The sequence below is a fragment of the Psychrobacter sp. A3 genome (assembly GCF_028823565.1).
Taxonomy (GTDB): domain Bacteria; phylum Pseudomonadota; class Gammaproteobacteria; order Pseudomonadales; family Moraxellaceae; genus Psychrobacter; species Psychrobacter celer.
Genome location: NZ_JAPEHS010000077.1, coordinates 1 through 12208, shown reverse-complemented (window position 1 = coordinate 12208; position 12208 = coordinate 1). Strand labels below are relative to the sequence as shown.

General features: G+C 48.0%; 8 protein-coding genes and 1 tRNA gene. 5 read left to right on the top strand and 4 right to left on the bottom strand.

The window, feature by feature from the left end; translation table 11 throughout:
- Positions 1–39 precede the first annotated feature (39 nt).
- Positions 40–115: transfer RNA gene (locus NK638_RS09970), tRNA-Val, on the bottom strand.
- Positions 116–681: 566 nt separating this feature from the next.
- The gene (gene msrB / locus NK638_RS09960; protein ID WP_274632899.1) at positions 682–1107 is read right to left on the bottom strand and encodes a peptide-methionine (R)-S-oxide reductase MsrB; all 426 of its coding nucleotides are present in this window, start codon (positions 1105–1107) and stop codon (positions 682–684) included.
- Positions 1108–1649: 542 nt separating this feature from the next.
- Between msrB and NK638_RS09955 the strand changes: the two genes are divergently transcribed.
- The gene (locus tag NK638_RS09955; protein ID WP_274632898.1) at positions 1650–3293 is read left to right on the top strand and encodes an aminotransferase class I/II-fold pyridoxal phosphate-dependent enzyme; all 1644 of its coding nucleotides are present in this window, start codon (positions 1650–1652) and stop codon (positions 3291–3293) included.
- A gap of 170 nt (positions 3294–3463) precedes the next feature.
- Here the strand turns inward: NK638_RS09955 and NK638_RS09950 are convergent, their stop codons facing one another.
- Positions 3464–5071: an inorganic phosphate transporter gene (locus NK638_RS09950; protein WP_274632897.1), complete on the bottom strand. Its 1608-nt coding sequence runs from the start codon at positions 5069–5071 to the stop codon at positions 3464–3466.
- Positions 5072–5489: 418 nt separating this feature from the next.
- Entirely contained in the window at positions 5490–7133 is a 1644-nt protein-coding gene (locus NK638_RS09945) for an ATPase (protein ID WP_274632896.1), read from the bottom strand.
- Between the two features lie 516 nt (positions 7134–7649).
- Here NK638_RS09945 and NK638_RS09940 point away from each other — a divergent pair.
- The 4 genes from NK638_RS09940 to NK638_RS09925 all read left to right on the top strand — a co-directional run bounded on the left by NK638_RS09940 (position 7650) and on the right by NK638_RS09925 (position 12139).
- Positions 7650–8363, top strand: coding sequence for an FFLEELY motif protein (locus tag NK638_RS09940; protein ID WP_274632895.1), 714 nt, complete (start codon positions 7650–7652; stop codon positions 8361–8363).
- A 74-nt stretch (positions 8364–8437) separates the two neighbouring features.
- The gene (gene ubiE / locus NK638_RS09935; RefSeq protein ID WP_274632901.1) at positions 8438–9520 is read left to right on the top strand and encodes a bifunctional demethylmenaquinone methyltransferase/2-methoxy-6-polyprenyl-1,4-benzoquinol methylase UbiE; all 1083 of its coding nucleotides are present in this window, start codon (positions 8438–8440) and stop codon (positions 9518–9520) included.
- Between the two features lie 178 nt (positions 9521–9698).
- Complete coding sequence (locus tag NK638_RS09930; RefSeq protein ID WP_274632894.1) at positions 9699–10403, top strand: ubiquinone biosynthesis accessory factor UbiJ; 705 nt, start codon at positions 9699–9701, stop codon at positions 10401–10403.
- Positions 10404–10486: 83 nt separating this feature from the next.
- Positions 10487–12139 (top strand): ABC1 kinase family protein, encoded by a 1653-nt coding sequence (locus tag NK638_RS09925; RefSeq protein WP_274632893.1) that lies wholly within the window; start codon positions 10487–10489, stop codon positions 12137–12139.
- Positions 12140–12208 lie beyond the last annotated feature (69 nt).

Genomic DNA, 12208 nt, shown 5'->3' with positions numbered 1-12208 from the left:
TTAGCATCTTGCCTTTATAAAGGCCCACTTGCTAATAAGTGGTGGGTGATGACAGGCTCGAACTGCCGACATTCTGCGTGTAAGGCAGACGCTCTACCAACTGAGCTAATCACCCTGAAGAGCGTATAAAAAAAGCATTGCTTTTTTAGCTATGCAAGAGAATTTTCCTTAAAGGGAAAATTCTAAAAACTATGCATAGGAACCGAATTTTACAATTTACATTTTCGTAAATTCTAAAAGCTATACATCCAAACTAGATATTGCTGAAAATTCCTTAAAAGGAAAACTCTAACAGAAGCTAACTGACTAAAGCTTCGCTCTGTGGGTGTGTATTATATAGATTTACACATGGCTGTCAAACGGTATTTTGCCTTTTTTTCATGATTTTCTTTTATTTAAAAAAAACAATCAGCAAACCTATGTTTTTATTGATTTTATATTTTTAAAAATTTACAGATATTTCTTATATTGACACATTTTGGATGCACAGCTTGGCTCACTATCCCATGTTATCCATGAAAACCCTGACCTTTATACTGCGGGCACAACCCCTCTAGCCCTTCAAACTGAGGGGTAAATCGGTACTTGCTGGCCGTATTGACGACCAGCAAGACTTTTTTGTATTAAAAAATGCTGACGCGATGCCATTCATACGCTCTGCGGTAAAATCATACAAGCAGGTTATTTTGCAGATTTATCCAAATCAATAGAGACCGAGTTGATACAGTAGCGCATACCTGTCGTCTCACGCGGTCCATCAGGGAACACATGACCCAAGTGCGCGCCGCAGTTGCTACAGGTCACCTCGGTGCGGCGCATACCTAATGAGTTGTCTTCATGCTCATCGATAGCGGCATTGTCGATACCTTGATCAAAGCTTGGCCAGCCGCAGCCTGCATCAAACTTGTTGTCAGCATCGAATAACTTTGCACCGCAGCCTTTGCAGCGGTAGATACCATCGTCATTGACATCATTATAAACGCCAGTAAACGGACGCTCCGTGCCTTTTTCGCGCATCACATGATACTCTTCGCTACTCAAACGCTCGCGCCAGTCAGCGTCGGTCAATTGACTGATTTCTTCTTTGCTAAGTTGGTTGTCTTGCATGGTTTATCCTTATTTCTCGGTTTCGTCTGATTTTTTGTGATTAATCGCTATAACATTATCTCGCTACAACACCATCTCGCTATAAAACTACCAAAATACAGAGCCAATTAAGCCCATGATAATAATAACGATGCTATATATTTGTTGATACAACCAGCATTATTCAAGGTGTCTACTACAACAATATCATTCTACGCCTCAAGTCTGATGAGCACTGTAATAAAAATGATAAGAAAACAACGCTTCTCCCTTTGGCGACCTATAAGCGTCTTATATTTTATATAGTCAAATTGGCTAGGCAAATTGGTCATGTTTTAAAAGCCTGAATAGCTTGGCAAAAGCTACAGATATACTCAAGGCACAGCTTAAAGGTATATTTTGCAAGTTATTCTTGCATTGTAAAATAGACCAATAGATACAGCTTGCATTGATAGATAAGATGCAATAATATCTTGCATTGGCATTAAACATTTATGCGCCGCAATCACAGATTTACTGATGCGTAAGACTCGCACTACCACATATATATAGGCTTAAACGTAATGGCTGATAACAATAAAAAGAGCACTCAGGCTGAGCGACTGGTGCAGCTGCGCCGTGATAAAGGGCTGACCGCCGAGCAGCTAGCCCAAGCGATGACTGCCGCTGGCGCTAAGGTCAGTCGCGGCGCTATCTCTAACTGGGAGCGTGGCACCAACGGTATCGTCTCATCTAAACTGCCGACATTGGCACGTATTTTGGGCTGTAGCGAAGGATATTTGCTGCGCGGTGAGAGTGCAGCCGATACGGAGCTGCCACGCTCTAGCAGCGCCCCTGAGCTAACGATAGCTCAAACCAGTGGCCAACATCGCGCGTTAGACGAGCATATCAGTCAATCCCAAAAACCAATCAGCCAAGCTGATGCAGCCATGACACAAGCCCCTTCACCAACCAACCAGACAAGCGATCCCTTTATGAATACAATAAGAAAGTCTGACAAATTACAAAACGTCTGCTACGACATTCGTGGCCCCCTACTTCAGACTGCCAATAAAATGGAAGCAGAAGGCAAACGTATTTTGAAGCTCAACGTTGGCAACCCTGCGCCCTTCGGTCTAGAAGCGCCGCATGAGATTTTGCGCGACGTATCAATGAACCTGCCAGAGGCGACTGGTTACTCAGACTCGCAAGGGATTTTTTCGGCGCGAAAGGCCGTGCTGCAATATTATCAATCAAAGGGGCTGCTCTCTGCCGTCGATGTGCGCGACGTCTATCTGGGCAACGGTGTGTCTGAGCTGATTGTGATGACCATGCAGGCGCTGATGAATGATGGAGATGAAGTACTGATTCCGATGCCAGACTATCCACTGTGGACGGCCGCTGCAAATCTGGCTGGTGGCACCGCTGTCCATTATCGCTGTAATGAAGACGATAACTGGCACCCAGATATCGAAGACATCAAATCTAAAATCACGCCCAAAACCAAAGGCATCGTCGTGATCAACCCCAACAACCCCACAGGGGCACTCTACAGCGACGAGCTGCTACGACAGATTATTGAAGTGGCCAAAGCGCATAATCTGATCATCATGGCTGATGAGATTTATGATCGTATCCTGTATGATGATACCGTGCATACACCGATGAGCACGTTGACGGATGACGTGCTGGTACTCTCCTATAATGGTCTCTCAAAGTCGCACCGTATCGCAGGCTTTCGTGCCGGCTGGATGCTGGTTTCAGGACAAAAGCAACACGCCACCGACTTTATCGAAGGCTTAGATATGCTGGCGTCCATGCGTTTGTGCTCCAACGTCCAAGGCCAGTACGCGATTCAAACGGCGATGGGCGGCTACCAAAGCATGAAAGAGCTGACCTCAAAGACGGGACGCTTGTACAAGCAGCGTGAAATGGCCGTCACTCGCCTCAACGCCATTAAAGGCATTTCTTGCACCATGCCGCAGGGCGCGTTTTATTGTTTTCCCAAAATGGATCCTGAGGTTTACCCTATCGAAGACGACATGGCCTTTATGATGGATCTACTGGTAGAAGAAAATGTCCTGATGGTACAAGGCACCGGGTTTAACTGGGACAAACCTGACCATTTCCGCTTGGTATTTTTGCCCAATATCCATGACTTAGAAAACGCCATGGATCGCTTGGATCGCTTTTTTGCCAAAAAACGTCAGCAATTTGGTACGGACTAGCCCCATCCACTATCTGTGACTAAGCGCTAAGATAGGATAGGTTCTACATTTATAAAAAAACGCTTATCGGCATCAGGCTGATAAGCGTTTTTTATGAGCGTATGCTCGTGTACAACACTGGCCACCTATCTGCATGCGTATCTTTGCATGATGGTTGCCGCTTTTATTGGTTAAAAGATATTTTTTAGAACCACATAGCTTATCGCAGACATCGTAGCGGCAGCTGGTAAAGTGACAACCCACGCCAGACCAATTGGCTTCATCAGCGCCCAATTGGTGTCTCTGTTGACAATACCAATCCCCAATACCGCACCGACCAACGTATGCGTACTCGATACTGGCAGACCCATGGTCGAGGCACCCATCACGACGGCAGCGGCGGCCAACTCTGCCGAAAAGCCAGAAGCGGGATGCATTTTTGCCAAATTGGTACCGACGGTTTGAATGACTTCTTTACCAATAAACCAAAGACCGACGATCAGCGCCACCCCAAACGTCAACATCACCGCTGGTGGCACTGCCGCTTGTGAGGCAATCTCATTGGTACGGATAACATCCATAATGGCCGCAAACGGGCCGACGGCGTTGGCAATGTCGTTTGAACCATGACTAAAGGCAAAAGCGGACGCCGTAAATACTTGCATCCAGCTAAACATAATAAAGGTCGCTTTGGTCAAATCCTCTTTATGCTTACCGCGGATACTTTTGGTATAAATAAAGGTGGCCAACCAGACCAAGGCGGCAATCATGCCCATGATCAAAAAACCTTGTAGCGTCGTCAGGCTATTATTGACGTTTTTAAGACCTTTAAACACCACTAAAGACGTCATAATCGCGCCGCCAAGCGCGGCAATCATCGGCACCCATTGCTTGAGTGCTTTTAGCGTATCTAGACTGCTACGCTCATTTTCGATCTCATACAGCTTTTTGTAATAGTCCGTTTCTAAATCTTCGACGACACAATCATCATCTTTGTAGATTTCTTGGTCGCGCAGCATCGCTGAGGTATAAGCCAGCTGCTCCGACTCGGTCAGACGCTCCAGATACTCTTTATGGTTTTGTTTTAAGACTTTTTTACTGGCTTTTAATTCACCAATATGAGCCTCGGTTCTATCATTATACTCGATGATGTTTTTCTTGATTTGACCGTACAATATATAGGCCAAGATACCGCCCAATAAAGGCGATAACACCCATGAGATGGCAATGGTGCCAACCGTGCCCCAATCGACTGTCGAGAGTGCCGTCGCGCTGCCACCCAAATCAAAGCCCAACACGATAGAGCTACCAACCACCCCGCCGATGATAGAGTGCGTGGTCGATACTGGCAGGCCTTTGCGCGTGGCAAACAACAGCCAGAATGCGGCCGCAACCAGAGCTGAGAGCATGACGTAAATAAACTGGTTGGGCGTGACGGTCAGACCATCTAAGTCTACGATGCCTTTGCGGATGGTGTCCGTCACTTCCCCGCCTGCCAGCACTGCGCCGGATACTTCAAATATCGCGGCAACCCCGAGCGCTTGCGGGATGGTCAACGTCCCTGCGCCCACCGAGGTGCCAAAGGAGTTGGCAACATCATTACCACCGATATTAAATGCCATAAAGACACCAAAAGCGGTGGCGATAATAAATAGCGTCGTTTGTTGACGCATTGTGTAATCTAGACCCCACCATAAAAAGTAGGCGGTCATCGCAATCAGTAAAATGGCAAAAAATAGATTTATTCTCATAGAGCCGACTGATTTGGCGGGCCCTGTAGAGCTGCTGCTAATACCCATACGTTGATACGTCCTGCGTAAGCTGATTGAAATTATATGCGATTAAAGACAAGCGTGCCGAAGGTAAAACCCTTAATGCAACATGTCACAAAGCCGCAAGGGGTATTGCTCAATCGTCTGATTACAGCATCTTGCGGCTTAGATCTTTTGTGATGATAATGTTAGTACTTGATAACTGCTAATTATGATAAGCGTTGTCAGAGCTTGTGATGGTCGGTGTATTACCAAAGGCACCAATACAGGTCACAAGACTCTATTTGCTACGTTTTGTTGGGTGTAGCAAGAAACGTTACGCGCCTATTATATTCAATATAAGCACATAATGCATGATGATATTACAAGATTTGTAACTGCTCATGGTTAGGGCAGATGATACCGTGTTTACCTGCACCATTATACGCTTATTTACGCCATACGCCTATAGTGACGATAGTTGTTCGATGGCATGATCCAAGACTTGCAGGCGCGCTTGGCGCTTTTCGTTGGTGTCAATGATGCACCATGGTGCCTTGTCTGTGTCTGTCCGTGCCAGCATATCAGCAGCCGCCTGTACATACCTCTCCCACTTATCGCGATTGCGCCAATCATCATCCGTCAGCTTATACTGCTTGTGCGGTGTCTGCTGGCGTGCCTCAAAGCGCTGTAGCTGCTCTTTTTTGTCGATGGCCAGCCAGTATTTTATTACCAGCGTGCCTGCATCAGCTAGGTCGGCCTCAAAACGGTTGATTTCGTCATAGGCACGCTGCCATGCCGCCGCGTCAGCAAAGCCTTCGATACGCTCAACCAACACTCGCCCGTACCAAGTCCGATCAAAGATAGCAATACGGCTGATGCGGTCAGTGTGCTCGTTGGGCAGTTTATGCCAAAAGCGCCACAAATAAGGATGCTGCAGCTCATGAAGCATCGGCGCCCCGATATTATAAACCTGATACTCGCGCGGATCGAGCGGCGCTACTAGCCTTTTGATCGCCCCGCCCTTGCCAGCGGCATCCATGCCTTCAAAAGCAAAGACGACATGCCGACCGTTGCGCGCACGCAGTAGCGCAGCCAAACGCGCTTGTTTGGCCGCCAGCGCCTCTTTATAGTCAGACTTGTCTATTTTTGTGCTGGTGATATCTTGTAGCTGATTGGGAATGGCGACTGGCACGAAGGGGCTGGGATGAGACTTTGCCTTAGTGTCATCCTTCGTCTTGCTACTTGCCAGCGCTTCTTGTATGGCGTGCAGCACCTCATGACAAAAATGATCGGCAGCAGCAGACTTGTCCTCCCCATCGATGATGACCCAGTCTGGTTGTTGTCTAAGCAGCGCGGTAGCCACCTCATTGAAGGTATCGACTACTTGTCTGTCGTGCCAGTCCATTTGATACAAAAACTGTGGGTCTGCTGTTTTGTCAGTCAGGCGTTTTTGCAACGTATCGACATCGACATGAAACCAGCACTTAAGCAGTCGCGTTTGGTTGGCCGCCAAATCCTGCTCAAAGGCAGTTAGTTTCGCCAGCTGCTGCTGTAGGTAGTCTTGCCACTTGGTCGTCATACGAGACATCAAAGATGACGGCGCATCGTCTTGTTTGTTTTGACTCTTTGTCCCAGCGGCTGTTTCGGTAGTGTCTTTTACGCAAGTCATACGCATGACGTCATACAGCAGGTCAGCATACCAGTTCCCAAAATACACCATCACGTCACCGTGACGTGGTAGCACTTTGGTATGCGTTTGCCAAATCGGCTGATAGTCCAGTGGGCAGTCGCCAACGGTCGCCTCGACTTTTAGTAGCCGCGGATCTACCCAGCCTCTTAACTGCTTGACTGCGGTGCCTTTACCAGCTTGCTCCATCCCGTTGACCAGTACCAGCAGCCCTGTGGCTTTGTCATGGGTAGGCGGGCTTTGTTGCCGCGTTGCTCGCAGGGCGTATTGCGCCGTGACCAATGCCAGTCGCAGGGCATCTTTGTCCATAGAAAACTGGCTAAGCGGATTAGGTTTGAGACGCTGGCTGATGATTTTTTTATCAGCTGGTGTGCGTCCATCTGGTGCACTCTGCTCTGCAGCATGGTTGTTTTTTGACATCGCATCCTCCGTCCTAGTTGGCTTTTTATAGGCTCATCTAATGCTGATCCATTGCATCAATCTTGCAAAATTTTGAGCCATTTTTATACTAGCACTCAGCCAATAGACTAAATAACGTTGCTATGTAACCATTTGGGTAACAGTTTGGCATTTGTATTCTGTTTTGTTTTCTTTTAAGGTGAACACTTTTTACGATACGTCCGTTTGCTACAGGCCGTCATTTAGAGATACGTAAGATATAGCTGCGTCTAAATAAATCAGATACATGGCTATAAAGCCGCTTTATAAAAAGTTGCACGTTGATATGAGCGTATCGATTTTATAGCGAATTGACCCTACTGCTTGTTGACCTTGTCTTTATAATGGCGGTATTTTCATACGGTTTTTAAAATCTTTATAGCGTTTTAAAAACGATTTTGCGTACAAAACCATTAAAATATATCACTGACAGACAGGTAACACCACGCCATTTATCAGCACTTTGATAATATTATTGATTTTATAGGATTGATTGCCATGGCCGCTTTAGCCAACTTACAACAACACTTGACCCGCTTTTGGGCGCTGCCCTACCATCAAGACGATGCCCTAAACAGTAAACTAAAAGACGTACAGTCATGGCAACAAACGCGCATCAAACACACGCACCATGAGCTGTTTTCTCAGCCCAAAAACCAACTGATGGCTGAGTATTTTTTGACCCAGCTATATGGCGGCGATGAGTTTAAGCTACTGGCCAAACAGTTGGAGCGCATTTTACCCAAAGCGCAAAAGCTTGAGCGCTTGGCAAAAGAGTCGGCACTGGAGACTGGCAGTATGGGCATTCAAGCGGCGATTTTGGCGATTGAGCTGGATTTGCATTTGGCGCAGTGGTTACTGACCCAAGAGTTGCCAGTGACCGAAGACAATATGCTGGCCGCCTATCGTGCTGTCGATGAAGCAGAAGCACGCCGCGTCCAAATCGCCAACCTCAAAGACGTTTGTTATCGCACAGACAAGCATTTGAACTCATTTATGCTCAAAAAAGCCTTTGCCTTAGCCAAAGGCACCGCCTATCGCTATAATTTTCAGCCATTGTATGATTTCATTGACACAGGCTTTCAGGCTATGAAACCACTCAAGAGTGTCAGTCATTTTATCGAGCCATTTTGCCAGCAGGAGCTTTTGATTATCGAGCAGGTGCATGCCGCGGATAATGACGGTAAGCCAATGAGGTTTGGTGTATCATAGACTGATAGTGTAGATTGGCTAATACCAACACGCCCTACCAAGAAAGTCATAACAATAACGAATAGGACACAATGATGACCGACAGCACAGATAACACCAACCGCGCCGCTACCATCCACGAGCCATCCGAGCAGGCCGAGCTGCAAGACAGTCTCGTCAAAGAAAGCATCCGTCATAATCAAGACATCACAGCGCAAGCACAAGCGCGGCAGACAGACGCTCAGCGCAGCCAACACCATGACTTTACCCAAGTCCAAGACTTACCCACCGGAACCCCACAAGGTCAACAAACCACTATGCCTAATACGATCAATGACAGTGCCGACCCTAGCGCTGCGCAAGCACAAACTACCAAGCAGACGCTATTTAATCAGCGCGATGACATCAACAACCCGCACACGCCTGAAACCGATGGCAATGAGCAGACGCACTTTGGCTATAAGACAGTCAATAAAGCAGAAAAACAAGCACGTGTGGCTGATGTCTTTACTTCTGTTGCCAAAAAATATGACATCATGAACGACCTTATGTCATTTGGTATCCATCGTCTATGGAAGCGTTACGCGATTAGCTTATCAGGCGTGCGTGCCGGTCAGCAGGTACTCGATATCGCTGGCGGCACCGGCGACTTGGCCAAAGTGTTTAGCCGCGAAGTGGGTCGCCACGGCCATGTGGTACTATCAGACATCAACGCGGCCATGCTGGAGGTCGGCCGTGAGCGCCTGATCAATGCAGGCTGCAACAACGTAGACTTTGTATTGGCCAACGCTGAAACACTGGCGCCGTTTGATGATGAAAGCTTTGATTTGGTGACCATCAGCTTTGGTCTACGCAACGTCACAGACAAAGACGCAGCGCTGCGAGCTATGTACCGCGTACTAAAGCCAGGTGGTCGCTTGTTGATTTTGGAGTTCTCAAAGCCCATTTTTGAGCCACTGTCTAAAGCCTATGATCTGTATTCATTTACAGCGCTACCGATGATGGGCAAGCTGATTGCCAATGATTCTGAAAGTTACCAGTACTTGGCAGAGTCGATTCGTATGCATCCTGATCAGCAAACGCTAAAGCAAATGATGCAACAAGCTGGCTTTGAAAACTGTGATTATCACAATCTCACCGCCGGTATCGTCGCGGTGCATCGCGGTTTTAAGGCGTAATATTGCTTAGTATTTAGCACTTAGTATTTAGCGTTTAGTAAGTAGTGCTTAATGCTGCGTCTTTTGTACTGCATGATGGGATAACGATGGTGACTATTGAGCCGCCACACTCTGTAGTCGTTGATTATTATAAACTTAGCGCTGTTGTTAGGCGCTTCACCAAACACGCGAGAGCCTTATGCTGACTGTTTTACTTTTGGCTGGTGCCGAAAAGCTGATTAACTTTGCTATCGCTAGCGATGACATTACCAAAGCAGGATTGGCCCCGCTTGCTGGTAAAGTATTGCGGCTAGAGATGGCCGTGCCTGAGATTCATCTAGACGTGTTGTTTAGCCATGAGCGTTTGCGCTTTGAGCCTGTGACCACGGACAGTGTGTTTGAGCCAAGCGGCACTATGGATGAGCGACAAAAAGCCAGTAGGCAGCGCGCGCGTATCGGTCACAGCCGACCAGATTGCACCATTACAGTCGACAATCCTGCCCAACTGCTCAACCTGATGCGCGGCACCGAAGGCAACCTGCCTATCGCAGGCGACTATAAGGTACTCATGCAGCTAAAACAGCTGGTCGCAGGGTTTGACCCTGACGTGGCAGGACAGCTGGAGCCTTTCATCGGCAAGCCCATGGCCAGCCAATTACACCTGCTCATCTCTCAGCTAAAAAGCAGCTGGCGACATAGTGCCAAACGCGCATTTGATGACGTCAGCGATTGGGCTAATGATGTGGCAGGCAATGCTGTACCTGACCCCGCTGAGGTGGCAGAGGTCAATGACCTCAAGCAGCAGCTCCTCAAGCTACGTGCTGATGTGGAGCGCGAAGAAGCGAGACTTGCAGCCATCAAAGAAGAGCAGTCACGTTTTCTTAACAACTCGTTTCATCAGTAACTGGTCTGGGGCGTGTTGAATATTTAACAAACCCTAAGCACCGCGCTACCCTATTTTTGAATTTTTTAGAGTGCTTATTTCTCATGCTACTATCTCACCGCGCCCGTTTATTTGAGCTTTGGCGTATCGCCGCCACTTATCGTATCGATACGCACCTGTCTTTAGAAGAGATGCCGCAGCTACAGCCTATCGCGCGCTTGATTCGTCTGCACCCTGCCGCGTGGGGCAAAAAACATCAACCCAACGCTATCAAGTACGCCCTAGAAGACATGGGCACGCTGTTTTTAAAACTTGGCCAGCTGCTCTCTACGCGCCGTGATCTGGTGCCACCCGAGATCATCGAGCAGCTGGTGCAGCTACAAGACAAAGTCAAACCCTTCGACGCTGACGTTGCCATTGCTCAGATTCAGCACCCAAAACACGGCCTCGGTCAACCAATCAACACATTGTTTGCCCGCTTTGATGTCAAGCCACTAGCGGCGGCATCTATCGCCCAAGTACACACCGCGGCCTTGCATGATGGTCGTGAAGTGGTGGTAAAGGTGGTGCGGCCTGATATTCGCGCCACCATCGTCTCTGACTTTGAGCTACTGCGCGAGCTGGCCGGCTGGGCATCGGCGCGTATCGAAGCGGCGCGCGCGGTACATATCATTGATATCGTCGAAGACTACCGCCAAGTGATGCTCAATGAGCTGGACCTGACCTTGGAGGCGGACAATACCACGCAGATGCGCAATAACTTCTTAGGCTCGGCACTCATGTATGTGCCTGAAGTTTATGATGCCGCCAAAAACGTCATGGTCATGGAGCGCATCCAAGGCGTTCCTATCTCGCAGGTTGAGGTATTTGATAAGCTAGGTTATGACCGTGCAACACTGGCAGAAAAAGGCTTAACGATATTTTTTACCCAAGTATTTCGCGATAACTTTTTTCATGCTGATATGCATCCGGGTAATGTCTTCGTTGAGACGCCACCTGTCAAGGATTTATACGATAATACGGCAAAGCTTGGGCATGAGCCGCGCTATATCGGCCTCGATTGTGCCATCATGGGTACACTATCAAGAGACGATCAGCTGGTGGTGGCGCGGATGCTGCTGGCGGTGATGAATAACAACTTCACGGCAGTGGTAGATATTGTCAGCCGTGCAGGCTGGATACCACCTAACGCCGACAAGCATGCACTCATGCGTGACATGAAACGCACCGTTGGTCCGATGCTACAAAAATCCATTAACGACATCGATTTTGCTGGAGTATTGATGCAGATTTTGGATATTGCTCGTCGTCATCATATGAGTATTCCGCCACAGTTAATGCTACTGCTCAAAACCTTGGTACATGTCGAGGGACTGGGGCGCGACCTATATCCTGAGCTTGATATTTGGTCGCTTGCCAAGCCCATCCTTAGCGGCTGGATCAAAGAGCAGCTCGACCCTGTGCGCAACTTACAACAGCTGCGCCAACAGTTGCCAGAGCTGTTATTATCGACCACGGATATCCCAAAACTACTCGATCAAGGCTTACAGAGCCTTGCCTCGCAAGGGTCGCGACAAGACAGTCAGCTCAGAGAAATACAGCAAATCCGAGCGGATATGCTCAATGACCGTCGCCGCGACTGGCTGGCACTCTCAGGCTTTGCTATCTTTATTGCGATTGCCACGCAAGTCGGCTGGTTTGCGCCTGTCTTTTACCTATTGGCCGTCGTCGTGGTTGTTTGGCGAGTACTGGCCTAATTGCTCTTTTAGCGCTCGTTATGCCATTGGCGTATATTGTTTTGGGGCGTGTCCTCATTTTAAAAATGG

Bases quoted from the DNA above. Each gene is read 5' to 3' on its own strand.
- NK638_RS09930 (WP_274632894.1), top strand. From the start codon at position 9,699: ATGCTGACTGTTTTACTTTTGGCTGGTGCCGAAAAGCTGATTAACTTT.
- msrB (WP_274632899.1), bottom strand. From the start codon at position 1,107: ATGCAAGACAACCAACTTAGCAAAGAAGAAATCAGTCAATTGACCGAC.
- ubiE (WP_274632901.1), top strand. From the start codon at position 8,438: ATGACCGACAGCACAGATAACACCAACCGCGCCGCTACCATCCACGAG.
- NK638_RS09940 (WP_274632895.1), top strand. From the start codon at position 7,650: ATGGCCGCTTTAGCCAACTTACAACAACACTTGACCCGCTTTTGGGCG.
- NK638_RS09925 (WP_274632893.1), top strand. From the start codon at position 10,487: ATGCTACTATCTCACCGCGCCCGTTTATTTGAGCTTTGGCGTATCGCC.
- NK638_RS09945 (WP_274632896.1), bottom strand. From the start codon at position 7,133: ATGTCAAAAAACAACCATGCTGCAGAGCAGAGTGCACCAGATGGACGC.
- NK638_RS09955 (WP_274632898.1), top strand. From the start codon at position 1,650: ATGGCTGATAACAATAAAAAGAGCACTCAGGCTGAGCGACTGGTGCAG.
- NK638_RS09950 (WP_274632897.1), bottom strand. From the start codon at position 5,071: ATGGGTATTAGCAGCAGCTCTACAGGGCCCGCCAAATCAGTCGGCTCT.